The 20764-nt window shown below is 73.9% G+C and carries 13 protein-coding genes; 8 read left to right on the top strand and 5 right to left on the bottom strand.

Annotation, left to right across the window (positions count from 1 at the left end; genetic code table 11):
• Window positions 1-118: 118 nt before the first annotated feature.
• Window positions 119-1960: a M48 family metallopeptidase gene (locus GA0070617_RS24860; RefSeq protein WP_091443441.1), complete on the bottom strand. Its 1842-nt coding sequence runs from the start codon at window positions 1958-1960 to the stop codon at window positions 119-121.
• A gap of 129 nt (window positions 1961-2089) precedes the next feature.
• On the opposite strand from GA0070617_RS24860, the gene GA0070617_RS24855 reads away from it, so the two are divergent.
• The 4 genes from GA0070617_RS24855 (at window position 2090) to GA0070617_RS24840 (ending at window position 5938) form a co-directional block, all read left to right on the top strand.
• The gene (locus GA0070617_RS24855; RefSeq protein WP_091443438.1) at window positions 2090-3064 is read left to right on the top strand and encodes a hypothetical protein; all 975 of its coding nucleotides are present in this window, start codon (window positions 2090-2092) and stop codon (window positions 3062-3064) included.
• Between the two features lie 161 nt (window positions 3065-3225).
• Window positions 3226-4293 carry a prephenate dehydrogenase gene (locus GA0070617_RS24850; protein WP_373868448.1) on the top strand — a complete coding sequence of 356 codons (1068 nt, stop codon included), beginning with the start codon at window positions 3226-3228 and terminating at the stop codon, window positions 4291-4293.
• A gap of 326 nt (window positions 4294-4619) precedes the next feature.
• The gene (locus tag GA0070617_RS24845; RefSeq protein WP_091443432.1) at window positions 4620-5261 is read left to right on the top strand and encodes an SIMPL domain-containing protein; all 642 of its coding nucleotides are present in this window, start codon (window positions 4620-4622) and stop codon (window positions 5259-5261) included.
• Window positions 5261-5938 carry a nucleoside/nucleotide kinase family protein gene (locus tag GA0070617_RS24840; RefSeq protein ID WP_091443429.1) on the top strand — a complete coding sequence of 226 codons (678 nt, stop codon included), beginning with the start codon at window positions 5261-5263 and terminating at the stop codon, window positions 5936-5938. Before GA0070617_RS24845 ends, GA0070617_RS24840 begins: the two co-directional genes overlap by 1 nt.
• A gap of 108 nt (window positions 5939-6046) precedes the next feature.
• On the opposite strand, the gene GA0070617_RS31825 is transcribed toward GA0070617_RS24840, so the two are convergent.
• Both GA0070617_RS31825 and GA0070617_RS24830 read right to left on the bottom strand, forming a co-directional pair.
• Window positions 6047-8794, bottom strand: a complete 2748-nt coding sequence (locus tag GA0070617_RS31825; protein ID WP_091443425.1) for a hypothetical protein — start codon at window positions 8792-8794, stop codon at window positions 6047-6049.
• A gap of 101 nt (window positions 8795-8895) precedes the next feature.
• A complete protein-coding gene (locus tag GA0070617_RS24830) occupies window positions 8896-9432 on the bottom strand; it encodes a sugar O-acetyltransferase (RefSeq protein ID WP_091443422.1) in 537 nt (178 codons plus the stop codon).
• Window positions 9433-9569: 137 nt separating this feature from the next.
• Between GA0070617_RS24830 and GA0070617_RS24825 the strand changes: the two genes are divergently transcribed.
• Entirely contained in the window at window positions 9570-12968 is a 3399-nt protein-coding gene (locus GA0070617_RS24825) for a S8 family serine peptidase (protein ID WP_091447312.1), read from the top strand.
• Between the two features lie 118 nt (window positions 12969-13086).
• On the opposite strand, the gene dapD is transcribed toward GA0070617_RS24825, so the two are convergent.
• A complete protein-coding gene (gene dapD / locus GA0070617_RS24820) occupies window positions 13087-14046 on the bottom strand; it encodes a 2,3,4,5-tetrahydropyridine-2,6-dicarboxylate N-succinyltransferase (RefSeq protein ID WP_091443419.1) in 960 nt (319 codons plus the stop codon).
• Between the two features lie 142 nt (window positions 14047-14188).
• On the opposite strand from dapD, the gene dapE reads away from it, so the two are divergent.
• Window positions 14189-15262, top strand: coding sequence for a succinyl-diaminopimelate desuccinylase (dapE, locus tag GA0070617_RS24815; RefSeq protein ID WP_091443415.1), 1074 nt, complete (start codon window positions 14189-14191; stop codon window positions 15260-15262).
• 42 nt (window positions 15263-15304) lie between these two features.
• On the opposite strand, the gene GA0070617_RS30805 is transcribed toward dapE, so the two are convergent.
• Window positions 15305-15472, bottom strand: coding sequence for a hypothetical protein (locus GA0070617_RS30805; RefSeq protein ID WP_175440385.1), 168 nt, complete (start codon window positions 15470-15472; stop codon window positions 15305-15307).
• Window positions 15473-15625: 153 nt separating this feature from the next.
• Here GA0070617_RS30805 and GA0070617_RS24810 point away from each other — a divergent pair, with 153 nt between their 5' ends.
• Both GA0070617_RS24810 and GA0070617_RS24805 read left to right on the top strand, forming a co-directional pair.
• On the top strand, window positions 15626-16471 hold the full coding sequence (locus GA0070617_RS24810; protein WP_091443411.1) for an LOG family protein: 846 nt from the start codon (window positions 15626-15628) through the stop codon (window positions 16469-16471).
• Between the two features lie 519 nt (window positions 16472-16990).
• Window positions 16991-20743 (top strand): ATP-dependent helicase, encoded by a 3753-nt coding sequence (locus tag GA0070617_RS24805; protein WP_139135755.1) that lies wholly within the window; start codon window positions 16991-16993, stop codon window positions 20741-20743.
• Window positions 20744-20764 lie beyond the last annotated feature (21 nt).

Raw genomic sequence — 20764 nt, 5'->3', positions numbered from 1 at the left:
GGGGCCAGCCCAGCCGGTTGACGGCGGGGGCCAGCCCAGCCGGTTGCCGGCGGGGACGTCTTCGTGGCCGGTGGTGGCCCGGTCGGTTCGCCGACCGGGCCACCACCGGCGGGGGCGGTCAGTCGTCGAGCGACCTGAAGACCTCCAGCAGGGTGTCCCGGCTCTTCGGCTCCAACAGGTCGCCGGTGAAGGACTCGTGCAGCGTCACGGCCCGTCCGTCGTGCAGCGTCAGGGTGGCCTTCAGCGGCACCTCCCGGGTCACCTCGACCCCGGTGACCTCCTCGAACGGTACGAAGGTGTGGCTCTGGGCCAGCTCCTCCAACGTCGTCGAACCGGCCAGCCGTCGCAGGCGTTCCTTGCCCTCGTCGGACGAACCCGGGTTACCGACCAGAACCAGACCACGGTCGAGGATCAGCAGGTCGTGCTTCTGCCCGTCCAACTTGACGTTGGCCATCCCGCCGATCAGGCCGGCGTTGCGTCCGGTGGCCCGGGTCTGCACCACCGTCGCCGCGCCCGGGTCGATGCCGAGTGCCGTCAGCCGGGCCAACGCCTCGTCCAGGGTCTGCGGCGACACCGCCAGCTTGGCGGCCTCGGCGAGGTCCAGCGGCTCGCCGTCGACCCCGACCAGTTCGGCCGGGGCGCTCCACGACAGCTGCCAGCGGGCCCGCCCGGAGCGGATCGCGGCGTTGATCAGCAGCGTCTCCAGCGGACCGGCGAACCGCTGTGCCGCCTCCTTGCGGGTGGCGTCGTCGAAGAACTGCTCGGCGAACTCGCCGAGCCGGTTCTCACGTACCAGCTCCAGTACGGTCGGCAGACCGGGCTCCGTGGTGCCGGTGAACCGACCGGCGGCCCGGTAGAAGGTGTCGGCCCGGTGCTGCACCGAGGCGGCCAGCGTCGCGGCGATGAACTCCGGCCAGGGCAGCAGGGTGCGGTCGCCGTGCTCGACCACCGCCGCCTGCAGGGCCCGGCCCGCCGCGTCGACGTCGGCGAGCAGTACCCCGGCGGGGCGGTCGTCCGGCGCGGCCCCGCCGGCCGGGGCGTCGGCCATGGCCGCGACCCGGATGCCGATCGGCGGGTGGGTGTCCCACCGGGAGGCGGAGCCCTCCGGGGCCTCCTCCCGCAGCCGGTCGATCTCCTCCTGCCGGGCGGCGAGCAGCTGCCCGAAGCCGCCGAAGAGGTCGTCCGGGGCGAGCCCGGCCGACCAGCCCGACTCGACGTACCGTTGCGTGTAGAACGACCAGGCGGCGTCGATCGCCGGCAGGCTGCGCAGCGCGGAGGTCGCCGCCTCCGGCCCGGCCAGCAGCACCGAGGCCCGGTCGGCTTCCAGCTCCTGACGCCGCGAGGCGGCGTTGTCGACCAGCAGGTAGAGCCGGGCGTACCCCCGGAAGACCATGCCGATCGGGTTCCACCTGCCGATCCGGTTGATGGTCGTCCCGATGGCCAACCGTCCCCGGTACGCCACCCCGCCCAACCGGGTGTGCCGGCCGGAGAAGTGACCCAGCTCGTGGGCGAGCACCGAGCGAAGCTGGTCGACCCGCATGGCCTGGAGCAGCGGCATACCCACCAGCAGGGTCCGCCGGCCACCGACGAGCCCCAACAGTCGGGTCTGCTCGGTGACCGCCGCGTTCACCTCGGGCACCAGCCGGATCTCGTCGGGCGCCCGGGTGGCCACCGCGTCGGCCAGCTCCCGCACGGTCGCCCAGAGCTGCGGCGCGTCCTGCTCGGTCAGGACCAGTCCGGGCAGGGGCTCGTCCCTGGTCCGCAGGGACCGCCACAGGCCGACGACCACCGCACCCAGCGCGGCGATCAGCGGCCACAGCACGTTGGTGGCGAAGAGGCCGGAGCGCTCCCGGGTCAGCCACCCGAAAGCGGCCACGACGACCGCGAGTTGCAGCAGCGCGACCAGATAGAAACCGACAAGCATCAGTACGGAGGCGAGCGCCCGGTACGTCGCAGCCATGTGTTGTCCTTCCCCGTGATCCACCCGGTTCCTGCGGATGGCTGACGGACAGTACGATGTGGATCTTTTGTCGGCAACCCTCCGTTCAGTCGATCGGAGACCACCGACCGATGGTGGAGAGGACGAACCATGTGGCCGTTCCGGCGCCGGGCCCGGCAGGAGCAGCAGGAGAGCCCCGCGTTGTCGATCGATCCGGCCCAGGGCGATCCGACCGCCGAGGCGTTGATCGCGGCGTTCGAGCTGCGGGACTGGCCCACCGCCCGGGACCTGCTCACCCCGGTCACCGACCCGGATGACCGGGCGTTCTGCCTCGGGGTCGTCGCCCAGGTCGACGGGGTGCAGGACTGGATCGGCGAGTGGATCGACGCCGAGCCCCGGTCGACCCTGCCGATGCTGGTCAAGGGGGCACACGCGTTGCACCGGGCCGGCCAGGCCCGGGGTTCGGCCCGAGCGGCGCAGACCAGCCAGGAGCAGTTCCGCGAGTTTCACAAGGGGCTCAAGTTCGCCGAGAACTGCCTGGACGAGGTGGTCGACCGGGATCCGGAGGACGTCACCGCCCGAGCCCTCCTGGTCCAGTCGGCCCGGGGCCGGCAGGTCGATCCGGCGGAGGCTCGGCGGCGCTTCGACGCGGTGGTCGAACGGTACCCGTGGCACCGGGTCGCCCACGAGGCGATGCTGCAGTACCTCTGCCGCAAGTGGTCCGGCAGCCACGAGGAGATGTTCGAGTTCGCCCGGGGCGCGGCGGCGAAGGCGCCCGCCGGCTCCACCCTGGGCAAGCTGGTCATGGTCGCGCACCTGGAGATGTGGGTCGACCTGCCGATCGGCGAGGACGCCGACTACATCGGCCAGCCGGAGGTGCTGGCTGAGTTGAATGCGGCCGCCGACCACTCCGTGCGGCACCCCGACTACCGGCGCCGGCCCGGCTGGCCCAACGTGCACAACGCCTTCGCGATGGCCTTCGCCATGGCCGGTGACCTCTCCTCGGCCGCCGAGCAGTTCGAGGTGATCGGCGACCTGGTGACGCCCTTCCCGTGGCAGTACCACTCCAGCGATCCGGTCGGCTCGTTCCTCGCCCAGCGGGACCGGGTGGGCGCGGAGGACTGACCGCGCCCGTCGGGCTCGCCGGCGGGCTCGCGGCTGGAGGCGGGCTCGCGGGGCCTGCGGGCTAGCGGCCGGCCTGCGGGCTCGCGGCTGGGCGGCTGGCTAGCGGCTGGGCGGCTGGCTCGCGGCTGGGCGGGGAGGAGCCCTACCGAGGGAGATATCCTCTGCCGGTGGACGAGCCGGGATCATCGCCCCCGCGCCGAGCGGCACATCACGGTACGCAACCGTCTGACGGTCCGGTCCGGGCGGCGGTTGTCGGTACCGGGCTGATCGGCGGCTCGGTCCTGCTCGGGCTGGGCCAGGCCGGTCTCGACGTGGCCGGTTGGGATCCGGACCCGGCGACCCGGGAGCAGCTCCGTACGCAGGGGGTGGTCTGCCCCGACCGGCTCGACGAGGCGGTGGTCGACCGCGACGTGGTCTTCCTCTGCGGGCCGCTGCCCACCCTCGCCGACACCCTGCTGCGGGTGGCCCGGGTGGCCGGCGACCGCTGCGTGCTCACCGACGTCGGCAGCACCAAGGCGGAGCTGGCGGACTTCGCCGAGCGGCACGCGCTGGGGCACCGGTTCGTGGCCGGGCATCCGATGGCCGGTACCGACCGGGCCGGGCTCACCTCGGCCGTACCCGGGTTGTTCGCCGACGCCGCCTGGGTGCTCTGCCCGACGGGCCCGGGACTGCCGGCGTTCCGGTGGCTCGCCGGGCTGCTGCGGGACGTGTTCCGGTCCCGGGTGGTGCCGATGACGGCGGGGCAGCACGACTCGGTGGTGGCGCTCTGCTCGCACGTACCCCATCTGGTGGCCGGCGCGCTGGCGGGTGCGGCGCACCGGGCAGAGCTGGGCGACGCGGTGCTCGCGCTGGCCGCCGGCAGCTTCCGCGACGGCACCCGGGTGGCCGGCAGCCCACCCGGGCGGACGGCGAACATGCTGCTCGGCAACCGGGAGCGGGTACTGGCCGAGCTGGCCGCCGTCCGGGCCTTCCTCGACGAGCTCGCCGACGCGCTGACCGCCGGGGACGCCGGCACCCTCACCGCCCGGTACGACGAGGCCCGGGCGGCCCGGACGACCCTGGCCGGTTGCCCGTTCACCGGCCAGCGGCGGGAGTTCCCGGTCGACGCCGACCCGGTCGCCGAGCTGTCCTACCTGACCGGCCTGGGTGCGGCGGGCGGGCACCTCACCGGCTGCCGGGTCGAGGCCGCGCTGGTGACCTACGACGCCCGGCTGCCGCAGCCGGCCTGACCTCCCGGGCGTGCCGGCTTTCCCCGGCGTGCGCCGGCTCCCGACGGCGTGGCACCGGCTCCCACGGCCTGACCCCCCGGGCGTGCCGGCTTCCCACGGCGTGGCGCCGGCTTCCCACGGGGTGCGCCGGCTTCCCACGGGGTGCGCCGGCTTCCCACGGGGTGCGCCGGCTTCCCACGGCGTGCGCCGGCTTCCCACGGCGTGGCGCCGGCTTCCCCCCGGCGTGCGCCGGCTCCACTGTGGTGGCGGTGTCGGGGTGTGAGAAGGGTTCCCCGCTCTACCAAAGGCGTTAACAGGGGGCCCTTCCTTTCACCTAGGGTGGGGGGATGGTGGATGGACCGGTGGTGGCGGTGCGCGGCGAGGCGTACCGGGAGGTGGCTCCGGAGTTGGCCCGGTTCCGGGTGACCGCGTCGGCCCGGGACCGCGACCGGGAGACCACCCTGACCCGGCTCGCCGAGCGGGCCGCCGCCGTGCGGGCGCTGCTCGACTCGGCCGACGTCGACCGCCGGGAGACCGGTGAGGTGCAGGTGTACCCGCTGACGAAACGCTCCGGTGAGCGGGTGGTGGCCTACCAGGGGCGGGTCACCACGACGGTGACGGTCACCGACTTCACCGCCCTCGGTGAGCTGATGTTGCGCCTGGCCGACCAGGACCAGATCGAGGTGGCCGGCCCGTGGTGGTCACTGCGGCCGGACAGCCCGGTGTACCGGCAGGCCCGGCACGCCGCGATCACCGACGCCCTGGTCCGCGCCCGGGAGTACGCCGAGGCGCTCGGCGCGCGGGTGACCGCCCTGGTCGAGCTGGCCGACAGCGGGCTGAACCCGCAGCCGATGATGACCCGCGCGGCGTTCACCATGGGTGGTGCCGTCGAGGACGGCCGGCCGGAGCTGGATCTCGATCCGCAGCCGCAGTCCGTGCAGGCCAGCGTGGAGGCCCGGTTCACCATCAGCGAGCCGGTCCTGAACTGATGCCGCCACCTCCGTCGCCGCCACCGCCACCGCCACCGACGCCCTCGTACACCGTCGCCGAGCTGGTCGGCCGGGCCCGGGCCCTCGCCGAGGCCGGTCCCCGTCAGTTGCTCGGCATCGCCGGCGCCCCCGGGGCGGGCAAGTCCACCCTGGCCGAGCGGATCGTTGCCGAGCTGGGCCCGACCGCCCGGCTGGTGCCGATGGACGGCTTCCACCTGGCCCAGGTCGAGCTGCGGCGGCTCGGCCGAGCCGAACGCAAGGGCGCGGCGGACACCTTCGACGCCAACGGGTACGTCTCGCTGCTGCGCCGACTCCGCCGCCTGGAGATGACCGCGGTGTACGCCCCGACCTTCCGCCGTGACCTGGAGGAGCCGGTCGCCGGGGCGATCGAGGTGCCGCCGGAGGTCCGGTTGGTGGTCACCGAGGGCAACTACCTGCTGCTCTCCGATCCGCCGTGGGACGAGGTGCGGTCGCTGCTGCACGAGGCGTGGTTCCTCGACCTGGACGCCGAGGTACGGCACCGTCGGCTGATCGACCGACGCCTGGGGTACGGGCAGTCGCCGGAGCAGGCGCGGGCCTGGGCGTTGGGCAGCGACGAGGCCAACGCGGCCCGGGTGGCCGGCACCGCCGACCGCGCCGACCTGGTGGTCCGGCTGACCGACCCGCCACCGGACTGAGCCCGGCCACCGGAACGGACCCGGACTGGGCCCGGTCGGCCCGGTCACCGGAACGGACCCGGCCGGCGTCCGGCTGCCGGGCGTTGCCGGACCCCGGCGGCGGGCTGCTCAGTCGACGCCCTGGCGTGGGGCGGGGACTGGCCGGCGGAGCAGCCAGGTGACCCGGGCCCGTTCCCGGCGGTACTCGGCGGCCTCCGGGTAGCCGCTGTGGCTGCGGATCGGCGGGTCGGCGACCTCCCCGTCGCTGGGGTGCAGCGCCTCCGGGTCGCGTACCGGCAGGTCCTGCCCGCCGGCACCGACCGGCCAGCCGAGCGGGTCGGTCTCCCGCCAGAAGTTCGTCCAGCCGGTCCGCGCGCCAGCTTCGGTCCGCGCGCCAGCTTCGGTCCGCGCGCCAGCTTCGGTCCGCGCGCCAGCTTCGGTCCGCGCGCCAGCTTCGGTCCGCGCGCCAGCTTCGGTCCGCGCGCCAGCTTCGGTCAGTGCGTCGGGTCTGGTCAGCGCGTCGGCCAGGACCGGCAGCCGGTCCGGTCCGAAGTACGCCGGGAAGATCCGCCCGTAGAGGCGGGTGAGCTGGCATCCGTAGGAGAAGAACCAGATCCGCTGCCGCCAGCGGGCCGGCAGTTGCAGGAGCATCGCCGCGCAGAGCACGGTCCCCTGACTGTGGCCGGAGAGGATGATCCCGTCCATCCGGCGTGGGTCGTTCTCGGGCAGCGCCAGCAGGCCGGCGGCGCGGGTCTGGAGTTCCGGCACCGCCCGTTCGGCGTAGCTGGGCGGCGCGAGCGGGTGCGCGGCCCGGGGCCAGAAGGTGGCGATGTCCCAGATCACCCCGACGCTGCGGCGGACCGTCTCGTTGCGGTAGACCAGCAGGCCCAGCCCGGCGATCGCCACCGGTAGCCAGCCGAGCAGGGAGTCACCGATGTCGGCGACCGCCTTGACCACCACCGACCAGCCGGTCACCGACATGGGGTGGGGGCGGGTGTGGGACAGGGCGGCGGCACACCCGCTGACGGCGAGCAGGGCAGCGACCACCCCGTACCGGCCGACGAGCCGGATTCCGTGCTCACCGACGAGCCGGTGCAACGCCCGGTAGGTGCTGACGTCCCGGCAGCGACGGATCTCGTGGGCGGAGAGCGTGTTGCCGGGCGGGACCAGGCCGGCGTACTCCCGGCAGCGGATCCGGCTGAACAGGACCGCGCCGTGGACCACGACGACCAGCAACGTCAGCAGCGCGATCGCGAAGGCCAGTCCGGCCCACATCACCGGGATCGGTGGGACGACAGCGGACCGGCCGCTGGGGGTGGCCCCGTTGTTCAGCCGGTCGGCGGCCCAGTAGAGGACGCCGGCGCAGTAGGCGATCATGAGCAGCCAGCCGAAGCCGGCGATGAGCGCCGCACCCCGGCCACCCCAGGCCAGGTCGGTGTGGCCGGCCGGGGGAACGGCCGTGCTGGCCGGCCCGGTACGGGGCAGCAGCAGCCCGGTCCCGGCGAGCAGACCCGCCGGGACGGCGAGCATCCAGATCGCCAGCCCCGGTGGGGCCGGCGCGACACCGGGCAGCCAACCGGAGATCCACGCGGCCCCCGCCGCGAGCAGCAGGACCGCGGTGACCGGAGCGGCCAGTGCACGTCGGCCGGAGCGGCTCACCACCCCGATCGTGATCAGCAGCAGCACCTGCCCGGTGCCGAACCAGGAGATGATCCAGTCGTACCCGGGCAGGGACCGGTCGGCCTGGCAGCCGGCCAGCCGGGGGTTCTCGGCGCAGCCGGCGGGCGGGCGCAGCGCGGCCAGTGCGGAGCCGGCCGGCCCCTCCGGTAGCAGCAGGAACAGCACCGTGCCGGCCAGTCCGACGCCGGTGAGCACGATGACCGCCAGGCTCCACCGCCCGAGCGGGGTGGCGCCGGCGCGTCGGCTCAGCCACGGCCGGCCCAGGGCCACCACGGCGATGACCGCCACGGCGACGAAGAGCAGAACCGAGGGCCAGGCGACGGCGGCTTTCGCCCCGTGCGGCGGGTCCATCGCGAGCACCGCGCCGAGCGGCACCGCCGCGGCGGTCGCCGTACCGGTGCACAGGTGCAGGACCGCGGCCCGGCGCAGCTGCCCCTCCCCGCACCAGAAGGTGGGGTCCTGCAACGGGTTGTCCAGTCGCTGGTCCGATGGTGCCGGCCCGGTGGCGGTGGTGCGGGTGGCGGTGGTGCCGGCGTCCTCCCCGGACGGCACGGCGGGCTGGGCCGGCATCTGAGCCTCGTACTGGTAGGTCCGCCAGGTCAGCAGGCCGAGGACGACCAGCAGGCCGATCGGGAGCAGCAGTCCGACGGCGAGCGGGTGGCTGCCCTCGCTCCACCAGCCGTGGCCGAGGAACTCCCACGGGCCGGGGATGCGGCCGAGGCAGGCCTCGTCGACGCACTGCCAGCCGACCAGGTCGACGCCGATGCCGGTGGCGGCCAGTGCCAGGGTGCCGGTCAGGCTCAGGCAGAACAGCCGCAGCAGCCAGGCGGTGATCCCGGAGCGGCTGCCCCAGCGTTCCTGGTCCGGGTCGGGCGGGATGCCCGGTCGGGCGTGCAGTGCGACGTTGGCCAGGGCGAAGGGCAACACCAGCGTCCAGAAGGCCCGGTAGACGTCGTGCGCGGTCCGCGCGCCGGAGGTCAACTGCCCCCAGCTGTACGCCTCGACGACGGGCGGTGTGGCGGTGGGTGGGTCGGCGGCACCGGCGGCGGTGGACCGGTAGAAGCCGGTCACCTCGTCGCCGGCGACCAACCAGGGGCGGGGGCCGTCACCACCGGGTTCGGGCTGCAGGCCGAGGATCTGGTCCGGGGGTGTGTTGGACACCCCGTGTACGCGTAGTTCGAGGACCCGGCCGGCCATGGCTACCTCCCGGTGACGGTATCGCTACCCAGAGTGCACCTCTTTGCTCGTGTCGACCACCCCTGATCGAGTGGTTTTCGCAGGTGAATGCCGTGATCGCCTCAGTCGAAGGTGCGGATCACCCGGGCCGGATTACCCACCGCGACCACGTTCGCCGGCAGGTCGCGGGTCACCACGGTGCCGGCGCCGACCACCGTGTTCGCGCCGATGGTGACCCCGGCGAGCACGATGACCCCGCTGCCGAGCCAGACGTTGTCGCCGATGGTGATCGGTGCCGAACCCTCCCACTTGTCCCGGCGGGGTCCGGGTTCCACCGGGTGGGTGGGGGTGAGCAGTTGGACGTTCGATCCCAGTTGGACGTCCGCGCCGATGGTGATCGGGGCGACGTCCAGCAGGACCGCGTGGTAGTTGACGAAGCTGCGCGGTCCGAGGTGGATGCGGTAGCCGTAGTCGCAGTACAGCGGCGGCCGGACCCAGCTCTGGTCGCCGACCGAGCCGAGCAGTTCGCGCAGCGCGGCCAGTCGCCCGGCCGGGTCGTCGGCCCGGCTGGCGTTGAAGCGTTCCATCAGTCGGGCGGCACGCTCCTGGTCGGCGGTGATCTCCGGGTCGTCGGCCTGGTACGCCTCACCTGCCAACATGCGCTCCCGCATCGAGGTCGGCGGCCGCCCGTTGCCTGGTGATGACTCCACTTTGTACCTAACTGGTCATGTTTCTGTCTTCCCTGATACCTACTCGGTATGCAATTCTGGCCGGTGTCGATGCGACCGTGGTGTCGATGCGACTCCCGACAGTAACAACGCTTCAGGAGGAGGCACCGTTGCACGGAAGTAGAAAATCGATCGCGCTCGGTCTCGTACTCGGTCTGGTGTTCGGGGTTCCGGCGGCGGCCTCGGCCGCGCCGGCCGGGCAGCCGGAGCACCCCGGGCCGACCCGGACCGTGCCGTCGGCACCGCCCGGCGGGGCGCGGACGGCCACCGTCACCCTGATCACCGGGGACCGGGTGACCCTGACCGCCGCCGGTGACGTCGCCGTCCGACGCGGCGAGGGACGGGCCGGCATGCGGTTCCTGACCCGCCGGGACCAGGGGCGGGTGAGCGTGCTGCCCCAGGACGCGCTGCCGCTGATCCGCGCCGGCAAGCTTGACCACCGGCTCTTCGACGTCACCGGGCTGGTCGCCGCCGGCTACGACGACGCCCGGCGGGACGACGTGCCGCTACTGCTCGGGTACGCCCCGGGCGGTCCGGCCCGGCGCGGCGCACCCGCGCTCGGCGGGGTCCGGGTGACCCGTGACCTGCCGGCCATCGAGGGGGCGGCGGTCACGGCGCCCAAGGCCCGGACCGCAGCGGTCTGGTCGGCGTTGACCGCCGGCTCCAGCCGGGCCCGTACCGACACAGCGGGGGGTGTCGACCGGATCTGGTTGGACGGCAAACGACAGCTCACCCTCGACCACAGCGTGGCCCAGATCGGTGTCCCGGCCGCCCACCAGGCCGGCTGGACCGGCCGGGGGGTGACCGTCGCCGTGCTGGACACCGGCATCGACGCCGCCCACCCCGACCTCGTCGGCCGGGTCGCCGAGAGCCGCAACTTCAGCGAGGTGACCGAGACCGGCGACACCGTCGGACACGGCACGCACGTCGCCTCGACCATCGCCGGCAGCGGCGCGGCCTCCGGCGGGAAGTACCGCGGCGTCGCCCCGGACGCGACGCTGCTCAGCGGGAAGGTCTGCGAGTCCACCTTCTGCACCGAATCGGCGATCCTGGCCGGCATGCAGTGGGCCGCCCAGGAGAAGCAGGCCACCGTGGTCAACCTGAGCCTCGGCGGGTGGGACGGCCCGGAGATCGACCCGCTGGAGGAGGCGGTCAACACCCTGACCGCCGAGACCGGCACCCTCTTCGTGATCGCCGCCGGCAACGACGGCAGCGACGGCTCGGTCGGCTCGCCCGGCTCGGCGGACGCGGCGCTCACCGTCGGCGCGGTGGACCGCGACGACGAGTTGGCCGAGTTCTCCAGCCGTGGCCCCCGGGTCGGTGACGACGCCCTCAAACCGGACATCACCGCGCCCGGCGTGGACATCGTGGCCGCCCGGGCCAGCGGCACCACCATGGGCGACGTGGTCGCCGGCCAGTACGTGGCCGCCTCCGGCACCTCGATGGCCACCCCGCACGTGGCCGGCTCGGTGGCGCTGCTCGCCCAGCAGCACCCGGACTGGCAGGCCGGCCAGCTCAAGGCGACCCTGACCGCCTCGGCCAAGCCCCACCCGGAGTTGACCGCGTACCAGCAGGGCGCTGGCCGGGTCGACGTGGCCAAGGCGATCACCCAGGTGGTCACCAGCGACCCGGTAAGCGTCTCGTTCGGCCGTACCGAGTGGCCGCACGACGACGACGAGCCGATCAACCGGACCGTGACCTGGCACAACGCCGGCAGCACGGCGCTGACCCTCGACCTGGCCGCCGAGGTCACCGGCCCGGACGGCGAGCCGGCCCCGGCGGGTGCGGTCACCCTCTCCACCACCCGGGTCACCGTGCCGGCCGGCGGTACGGCCAAGGCCGACGTCACCGCCGACACCAGCGTCACCGGCCCGGACGGCTACTACACCGGCCGGATCGTCGCCAGCTCCGGCACGGTCCGGGCGGTCACCGCGTTGGCCGTGCACCGCGAGGTGGAGAGCTACCCGGTGACCGTCCGGCACCTGGACTCCACCGGGGCGCCGGCGGCCGAGCCGTGGACCACCCTGGTGGGCCTGGACCGGCCCGCCTACCACGACCTGTACGCCGAGGACGGCACCGCCACGGCCCGGCTGCCCAAGGGCCGGTACGGGCTGGTCAGCTACCTCCTGGAGATCGACGGCGAGGAGTTGGCCGGGGTGAGCGCCCTGGTGCAGCCGGAGTTGACAGTCGACGGGCCGACCGAGTTGACCATCGACGCGCGCAAGGCGAAGCCGGTCCGGATGTCGGTGCCGGAGCCCTCCGCCGTCCCCGTGATGGTCGACCTGGGTGCGAACTGGCTCGGCGACGACTACGGCTTCGGCTTCGGCCTGGGTACCGACGACTTCACCGGCCTGCGGTCCGCCAACCTCGGTGCCCGGGTGCCTGCCGAGCGCTTCGTCGCCACGGTCGCCGCCCAGTGGACCGACCCGGACGTGTCGAGCACTCCCTACCTGTACGCGGTCACCGAGGCGGTCCCGGGTCGCTTCCCGACCGGATTCACCAAGGACTACCGCAAGCGGGACCTGGCCACGGCGGTGCACCGGTTCCGGGGTCCCGACCCGGGGCTGGACGTCGAACGGGTGACCTTCGGCGAGTCCGCGAAGTACCCGGTCGGCTCGTCCGCGGTCGTCCTGCCCGTCGCGGTGCCGGGGGAGCGGACCGAGTACCACAACACCAACGGGGTGCAGTGGTCGTCCGTGCTGTCCTTCGGGAAGCCGACCGAGGATGGCTGGCTGGACGCCCACTCGATGCTGGAGTCCGCCCCGACCGCCTACCGGGCCGGTCGGACCTACCGGGACACCTGGAACGTCGCGCCGTACGGGCCGTCACTGGCGAAGCCACGCTGGCCGGGGCAGGGGGTGAGCCGCATCGGTGACACCATCCTGGTCGACCTGTCGCTCTACAGCGACCAGGCGGGCCACCGGGGCTACTCGCTCACCGACACCGCCCGGGTGGCGCTGTACCGCGACGGCAAGCTGGTCGACGAGACCTCCGACGCGGGGTGGGCCGAGTTCCCCGTGCCCGCCGGTGGCGCCACGTACCGGCTGGAGGTGTCCACGACCCGCGGCTTCACCGACCTGAGCACCCGGGTCGACGCCGCGTGGACCTTCGTCTCCACGCACGTGCCGGGAGACGAACCGGTCGGATTGCCCGCCATGGCGGTCCGCTTCCAGCCGCCGCTGCGCGACGACAACAGCGCGGCGGCCGGCAAGCCGTTCCTCATCCCGGTCGAGGTGGAGCGCCAGCCCGGCGCGCCGGCGGCGAAGGTCAAGTCGCTGAGCGTGGAGCTGTCGTACGACGGCGGGAAGCACTGGCGCACGGCGCGGGTGTACCAGGTAGGCAAGCAGTGGATGGTCGCGGCACACCACCCCGCCGGCAAGGGGTACGCCTCGCTGCGGGCCACCGCCCGGGACACCGCCGGCAACACGGTGACCCAGGAGATCATCCAGGCGTACCGCCTGCGGTGAACCTCCCCGGTGGTCCCGGCGTGACGGCCGGGACCACCGGGACCACCGGGGCGCCAGAAGCGTTTGGAAGGGCCCCTTCCTATACAGAAAGCGTTAGGAAGGGGCCCTTCCTTGCACGTCAGTCGTTGGCGTGCAGGGCGGCGTTGAGGGTGATGCCCTGGCCGGTGCGGGGCTTCGCCTCCAGCGCGCCGGTCACCGAGTTGCGCCAGAAGAGCAGGCCGTCGACCCCGGAGAGGTCCCGGGCCTTGACCACCTTGCCGTCCGGAAGCTTGATTTTGGAGGGGGCGGTGATGTAGCAGCCGGCCTCCACCACGCAGTCGTCACCGAGCGAGATGCCGACGCCCGCGTTGGCGCCGATCAGGCTCCGCTCGCCGATGCGTACCCGGTCGGTGCCGCCGCCGGAGAGGGTGCCCATGATCGACGCGCCGCCGCCGATGTCGGAGCCGTCACCCACCACCACGCCCTGCACGATGCGCCCCTCGACCATCGAGGTGCCCAGCGTGCCGCCGTTGAAGTTCACGAAGCCCTCGTGCATGACCGTGGTGCCGGGGGCGAGGTACGCGCCGAGCCGGACCCGGTCGGCGTCGGCGATCCGGACCCCGGAGGGGACCACGTAGTCGGTCATCCGGGGGAACTTGTCCACCCCGTACACGGCCAGGTGGCGGCCGGCGGCCCGCTCGATCACCCGCAGCTCGTCGACCCGCTCCGGCGGGCACGGCCCGGCCGAGGTCCAGGCCACGTTCGCCAGCTTGCCGAAGATGCCGTCGAGGTTCAGCTCGTTGGGCCGGACCAGGCGGTGGGAGAGCAGGTGCAACCTCAGGTACGCGTCGGAGGTGTCCTTGATCGGGTCCTCCAGCGACCCGATCACGGTCACCACCTCGACGGTACGCAGACCGGGCAGCACCCGGTCACCGATCGCGCCCGGTGGCAGGTCGAGCACGTCGCCCTGGTCCTCACCGGGGACCAACGGCAACTCGCCGAGCCCCAGCTTGCCGGTCGGGTACCAGGTGTCGAGCACCTGTCCCTCGGCGGTGACGGTGGCCAGGCCGATGCCCCAGGCGGGTTCTGCGGAGGTCACTGCTGCACCTTTCTCCTCGTCGACGGTGGCGCGGCCACGCACGGAGCGCCGTGGCCGGGGCGCGGCGGGCGGATCTCCACGCGGTCGTCGCGCGGCACGCTCGCTGCTCACGCACACCGGATCTGACGGTACCGTGCCAATCATGGAGAACCCGCTTACCCCCGAGGTCCTCGCCGATCCGGTGGCCCTGACCCGCGCCCTGGTCGACATAGAGTCCGTCTCCCGCAACGAGAAGGCGATCGCCGACTGTGTGGAGGAGGTGCTGCGCAAGGTCGGGCACCTGAGCACCCACCGGTACGGCAACACGGTGATGGCCCGTACCGAACTGGGTCGGGCCCAGCGGGTGGTGCTCGCCGGGCACCTGGACACGGTTCCGTTGAACAACAACTTCCCGTCCACCCTGCGGGGCGACCTGATGTACGGCTGCGGCACCTCCGACATGAAGTCCGGGGTGGCGTACGCGCTGCACCTGGCGGTCACCGTGCCCGAGCCGCGCTACGACGTGACGTACTTCTTCTACGAGGCGGAGGAGATCGAGTCGACGTACAACGGGCTCTTCCTGGTCGCCGAGGCGCACCCGGAGTGGTTGACGGCGGACTTCGCGCTGCTGCTGGAGCCGACGTACGGCATCGTCGAGGCCGGCTGCCAGGGGACGATGCGGGCCCGGGTCACCACCACCGGGGTACGCGCCCACTCGGCGCGTTCCTGGCACGGGGTGAACGCCATCCACGGCGCCGGTGAGGTGCTGCGCCGGTTGCAGACGTACGAGGCCCGGCGGGTCACCATCGACGGCTGCGACTACCGGGAGGGGATGAACGCGGTCCGGATCTCCGGCGGGGTGGCCGGCAACGTGGTCCCGGACCACTGCGAGATCGAGGTCAACTACCGGTTCGCCCCGGACCGGACGCCGGCCGACGCCGAGGCGCACCTGCGGGAGGTCTTCGCCGGGTTCGAGTTGACCGTGACCGACTCGGCGGCCGGTGCCCTGCCCGGCCTGGAGGCGGCCCCGGCGAAGGAGTTCGTGGCGGCGGTCGGCGCGGCGCCGATCGGCAAGCTGGGCTGGACGGACGTGGCCCGTTTCGCGGCCATGGGCGTGCCGGCGCTCAACTTCGGACCGGGTGACCCCAACCTGGCCCACCACCCGGACGAGCACGTCGAGATCGGCAAGATCCGCGACGGTGCCGCCACCCTGCACCGCTGGCTGGCCCCGGCCTGACCGGTCGCCGCCGCCCCGCCCGTCCGGGTGGGGCGGCGGTCGTCAGGAGGTACGGGTCAGGGTGGCCGGGTCGGTGGCCGCCGGGGCAGCCGCCGGTTCGTCGGCGACGGCGTGCTCGATCAGGCGGGCGCGGCGGCGCTCGGCCACCACGTCGCGGATCCGCCGCTGCATCTGTCGCCTGATCCTGAGCATCTCGCTGTTACTGATCACGCTCTGCTCCTCCCCCGAAGCGCGCGCCGGGCATACCCGGTATGTGAATAGTAAGACGTACCGGCCACCGAATTAGTTGCCCAAGATCGCGAAAACTTTGTCGGATGTCCGGCACGCGTACCCCAAAGGTGCTGCTCCACTACGGTTGCTGCCATGAGTAACAGCGACAGGCGCGACGCACGCCGGGGGCCCGGTCGGGAACGACACCGGGGCGCCGTCACCCTGCGTCGCGGTGCCATTCCGAACAGTACCGCCGATCAGCGCCTGCTGGACTCCCGGGAACGCAGCGACTGGAAGACCAAGGACGCCTGGCGGGCGCTGCGCATCCTGTCGGAGTTCGTGGAGGGCTTCGACACGCTGGCCGACCTGCCGCCGGCGGTCAGCGTCTTCGGCTCCGCCCGCAGCAAGCCGGACAGCCCCGAGTGCCAGTTGGCCGAGTCGCTGGGCGCGGCCCTGGCCGACGCCGGGTACGCGGTCATCACCGGCGGTGGACCGGGCGTGATGGAGGCGGCCAACCGGGGGGCCAGCGAGGCCGGCGGGCTCTCCGTCGGACTCGGCATCGAACTCCCCTTCGAGCAGGGCATCAACGAGTGGGTCGACCTGGCCATCGACTTCCGCTACTTCTTCGCCCGCAAGACCATGTTCGTCAAGTACGCCCAGGCGTTCGTGGTGCTGCCCGGTGGCTTCGGCACCATGGACGAGCTGTTCGAGGCGCTCACCCTGGTCCAGACCGGCAAGGTCACCCGCTTCCCGGTGGTGCTGATGGGCACCGCGTACTGGCGCGGACTGCTCGACTGGCTGCGTGACACGATGGCCGCCGACGGCAAGATCGGCCCGGTCGACCTGGAACTGATCTGCCTCACCGACGACGTGCACGCCGCGGTACGGCACATCGTGGAGGCCGAGGCCGCCCTCTCCGCCGAGCAGGAGGCGGTACGCGCCGAGAGCGTCGCCCGCACCGCCGCCGACCAACAAGAAGCCGCCGACCCCTCCCGGTAAGGAAGGGCCCCCTGTTAACGCTTTCGGTATAGCAGGGAACCCCTCTAACCACACGGGTTGTCCGGCCGGCGCGTCCGGAGTCGGCCAGCCCGTGGGCGCTCCCCGGTGTCCTGCGGAGCAGGTGTCACAGCCGGATGGTGGGATGGGGACATGCAGGTCTATCGGCTGGTGCGACCGGCGGGCACGACGGACCCGGTGGCACCCCCGGGTGAGCCGGGTGCCGCCGCACCGTCGGTAGGTCCCGGTGCGGACGGCGGCCGGGAGCCGTCGTCCGGGCAGCTCAGCGACCGGCCTGGCACATCGTCCGGGCCGGCCGGCGACCGGCCCGAATCGTCGCCCGGCCAGTCCGGCGAAAGGTCCGGCCAGTCCGGCACATGGTCCGGCCAGTCCGGCACATGGTCCGGCCAGTCCGGCGGGTCGTCCGGGCCGGCCGGCGTGTGGTCCGGGCAGGCCGGTGGGTCGTCCGGGCCGGCCGGCGTGTGGTCCGGGCAGGCCGGTGGGTCGTCCGGGCCGGCCGGCGTGTGGTCCGGGCAGGCCGGTGGGTCGTCCGGGCCGGCCGGCGACGAGCGGGAGTCGTCCGCCGGGCAGGCCGGGATCAGCGCCCGGTCCGCAGTCGGCGGGGATGGGCGACGACGGGTCGACGATCCGTTGCAGGCCGAGGTCGTGGGGCACACCGGCGGGCCGATGCTGGTGGTCGGAGGGCCGGGTACCGGCAAGACCAGCACCCTGATCGAGGCGGTTGCCGCGCGGGTGGCCGAGGGCGTCGACCCGGAACGGATCCTGGTGCTCACCTTCGGCCGCCGGGGCGCCACCGACCTGCGTCGCCGGATCGAGGCGCGGATCGCCCGGGACGGCCGTCTGGTGCTGCGGGAGCCGCTGGTCCGCAGCTTCCCGGCGTACGCCTTCGGTCTGCTCCGGCGGGCCGCGGCCGAGCGGGGTGAGCCGTCGCCGAGGCTGCTCACCGGGCCCGAGCAGGATCTGATCATCCGGGAGCTGCTCGACCTGGTAGGTGACGGGCCGGCCGGCAGCCCCGAGGGCGAGCCGGCGGCCGGCCCGGACACGCGGACCGCCCGGGCCCGAGCCGACCTGGTACGGGCCGCGCCGACCACCGGGGCACCGACCGTCCGTGACCACGAGGCGTCGGATGGCGCCGGCGGGACGGCGGGCGGTCGGTCCGGTGGCCCGACGGATGATGCGTCCGGCCCGGCGGCTGGTTCGGCGTCTGGCCCGGTGAGTTCGGCGTCTGGTCCGGGGGGTTCGGCGGCCGGCCTGGGGGGCGGTCCGGTGGGTGGTGCGTCCGGTGGGGACGGGCTGGTGGATCCGGTCGGTTGGCCGGAGGACCTCTGGCCGGCGTTGCGTACCCGGGCGTTCGCGGCCCAGCTGCGGGACCTGCTGATGCGGGCGGCGGAGCGCGGGGTCGGTCCGGCGGAGCTGGCCCGGCTGGGTGAGCAGCTGGGCCGGGCCGACTGGCCGGCGGCCGCGCGCTTCCTGCGTGAGTACGTCGCGGTGCTCGCCCTGCGCGACGTGGCCAACCGGGGCTCGGTCGCCTACGACCCGGCCGAGCTCGTTCGGGCGGCGCGTGGGTTGCTGTTGGACGACCCGGAGTTGCTGGCCGCCGAGCGCCGACGGTTGTCGTACGTGTACGTCGACGAGCTCGCCGACACCGACCCCGCCCAGGTGGACCTGCTGGAGGTGATCGCCGGCGGCGGCAAGCCCCTGGTCGCCTTCGGTGACCCGGACTCGTCGACGTACGCCTTCCGGGGGGCCGATCCGCAGGTGGTGAGCTCCTTCGGGCACCGGTTCCGGACCGCCTCGGGGGCACCGGCGGCCCGGGTGGTGCTGACCACCTCGTACCGGTCGGGGGCCGGGCTGGTGACTGCGGCCGGCCGGTTGGCCCGCCGGCTGCGTGGTCCGGCGGCACACCGCCGGTTGACGCCGCTGCCCGACACCCCGGCCGGCACGGTCGAGGTCCGGACGTTCCGTTCCACCACCAGTGAGTCGGCCTGGCTGGCCCACGCCCTGCGCGCGGCGCACCTGCTCGACGGGGTGCCGTGGTCGAGGATGGCGGTCCTGGTCCGGTCGACCGCCCGGCAGTTGCCGTCGCTGCGGCGGGCGCTGCACGCGGCCGGGGTGCCGACCGTGGTGCACGGCGAGGACCTGCCGTTGCACCTGCAGCCGGCCGTCGCGCCGCTGCTGCTCCTGCTGCGGTGCGCGCTGGAGCCGGAGCGGCTGGACGAGGAGGCCGCGGTGGCGTTGCTGCACTCGCCGCTGGGCGGGGCCGATCCGTTGGCCGAGCGGCGGCTGCGGCAGGGGCTGCGTGCCCTGGCGCTGGCGGTGGGGGACCGTCGCCCCTCCGGTGAGCTGATCGTCGACGCGCTGCGGGATCCGGAGGAGCTGGCCGCCATCGACCGGCGGTGGGCCGAGCCGGCGCAGACCGTGGCCGGGCTGCTGGCCGTCACCCGGGAGGCCGCCGACCGGCCCGGTGCCACCGTCGAGGACGTGCTCTGGGCGGCCTGGGACGCCAGCGGCCTGGCCGAACGCTGGGGCGGTGCGATCGTCGCGGGTCGGACGGCCACCGGTGAGCACGAGACCGCGCGGCGCTGGCGGGCCGAGGCGGCCGATCGGGACCTGGACGCGGTACTGGTGCTCTTCGACGCGGCGGCGCGGTTCACCGACCGACTGCCCGGCGCGCGGGCCGAGGTCTTCCTCGACCACGTCCTGGGTCAGGATCTGCCGGCGGACACCCTGGCCGCCGGGGCCGACCGGGGTGAGGCGGTCCGGCTGCTCACCGCGCACGCCGCGAAGGGCCTGGAGTGGGACCTGGTCGCCGTCGTCGGGGTGCAGGAGGGCGTCTGGCCGGACCTGCGTCTGCGCGGCAGTCTGCTCGGCTCGGAACGCCTGGTCGACGTGCTGTCCGGCCGGGCCGCCGGGACCGGCCGGCTGGCCAGCCTGGTCGGGCAGACCTCGGCGCTGCTGGACGAGGAGCGGCGGCTCTTCCACGTGGCGGTCACCCGGGCCCGCCGACGGTTGCTGGTCAGCGCCGTCGCCTCGGCCTCGGTCGGCGGGGACGACCACGAGGAGCAGCCCAGCCGGTTCCTCCACGAACTCGGCCCCAGCACCGGACCGACCGACCCGGACGACCCCGGCGGCCCGACCCCGCCAGGCCCGGACGACGCCGTGCCACCCGACCAGCGGGGCCTGGACGACGCCGTACCACCCGACCAGCCGGGACCGGACGACGCGGGACCGGCGGGGACCGTCCTGCCGGTGGGGCGGCCGCCCCGGGCGTTGACCCTGTCCGCCCTGGTCGCGGAGCTGCGTACCGCGGTCACCGACCCCTCGGCGTCGGCGGCCCGGCGGCGGGCGGCGGCGGGTGAGCTGGCCCGGCTCGCCGCCGCCGGGGTGCCCGGCGCGCATCCGGACGACTGGTGGGGGTTGCGCGGGCTCTCCGACGACCGGCCGCTGGTCGACGAGGGCGAGCCGGTGCGGGTCACCCCGTCGGGGATGGAGAGCGCGCTGCGGTGCAGTCTGCGTTGGCTGCTGGAACGGCACGGCGGCAGCGGGCCGGCCAGTACCGCGCAGGGCGTCGGCAACCTGGTGCACGCCGCGGCGATGCTCGCCGAGGACGCCAGCGTCGACCGGTCGGCCCTGCTGGAGTACGTCACCGCCCGGTTCGACGCCATCGAGCTGGCCGCCCGCTGGATGGCCGGGCCGGAGCAGGCCCGCGCCGAGGCCATGGTGGACAAGCTGCTGCGGTGGCTGGCCGGCAACCCGCGCCGACTGCTCGCCATCGAACACGAGTTCGCGGTACGCCTGGATGACCCGGACCGGCCGGTCGAGCTGAATGGCCGGGTGGACCGGCTGGAGGTCGACGCGGACGGCCGGCTCGTCGTGGTCGACCTGAAGACCGGCAAGTCCACCGCGGTCAACGCGACCGACCTGGCCGAGCATCCGCAGCTGGGCGCGTACCAGGCGGCGGTCGAGGCGGGGGCGTTCGCCGAGTTCGGTGAGACCTCCGGCGGGGCGGCCCTGGTGCAGCTCGGCACCGGCGGGCAGGACGCCCGGGAGCAGAGCCAGGCCCCGGCCGGTGAGGGGCCCGCGGCCGGCTGGGCGACCGCGCTGGTCAGGCGGACCGCCGATACGATGGCCGCGGCGACGTTCGCCGCGGTCGCCAACTCGAAGTGCCGGGTCTGCCCGGTACGCACCAGCTGCCCGATCTCCGGCCAGGGCCGACAGGTGGTCGAACCTCCGACGTCTGCGGGTCCGGCATGACCGCGAGGAGTGACCGTGCGA

Source organism: Micromonospora yangpuensis (assembly GCF_900091615.1).
GTDB classification, from domain to species: domain Bacteria; phylum Actinomycetota; class Actinomycetes; order Mycobacteriales; family Micromonosporaceae; genus Micromonospora; species Micromonospora yangpuensis.
Note: the sequence above shows the minus strand (reverse complement) of the source record. Positions and strands in the feature narration are given on the sequence as shown.

What these genes read in the sequence shown, in the direction of transcription:
- GA0070617_RS24825 (WP_091447312.1), top strand. Translation starts at nt 9,570, where the DNA reads ATGCGACTCCCGACAGTAACAACGCTTCAGGAGGAGGCACCGTTGCAC.
- GA0070617_RS24860 (WP_091443441.1), bottom strand. Translation starts at nt 1,960, where the DNA reads ATGGCTGCGACGTACCGGGCGCTCGCCTCCGTACTGATGCTTGTCGGT.
- GA0070617_RS24830 (WP_091443422.1), bottom strand. Translation starts at nt 9,432, where the DNA reads ATGTTGGCAGGTGAGGCGTACCAGGCCGACGACCCGGAGATCACCGCC.
- GA0070617_RS24840 (WP_091443429.1), top strand. Translation starts at nt 5,261, where the DNA reads ATGCCGCCACCTCCGTCGCCGCCACCGCCACCGCCACCGACGCCCTCG.
- GA0070617_RS24855 (WP_091443438.1), top strand. Translation starts at nt 2,090, where the DNA reads ATGTGGCCGTTCCGGCGCCGGGCCCGGCAGGAGCAGCAGGAGAGCCCC.
- dapE (WP_091443415.1), top strand. Translation starts at nt 14,189, where the DNA reads ATGGAGAACCCGCTTACCCCCGAGGTCCTCGCCGATCCGGTGGCCCTG.
- GA0070617_RS24810 (WP_091443411.1), top strand. Translation starts at nt 15,626, where the DNA reads ATGAGTAACAGCGACAGGCGCGACGCACGCCGGGGGCCCGGTCGGGAA.
- GA0070617_RS24845 (WP_091443432.1), top strand. Translation starts at nt 4,620, where the DNA reads ATGGTGGATGGACCGGTGGTGGCGGTGCGCGGCGAGGCGTACCGGGAG.
- GA0070617_RS31825 (WP_091443425.1), bottom strand. Translation starts at nt 8,794, where the DNA reads ATGGCCGGCCGGGTCCTCGAACTACGCGTACACGGGGTGTCCAACACA.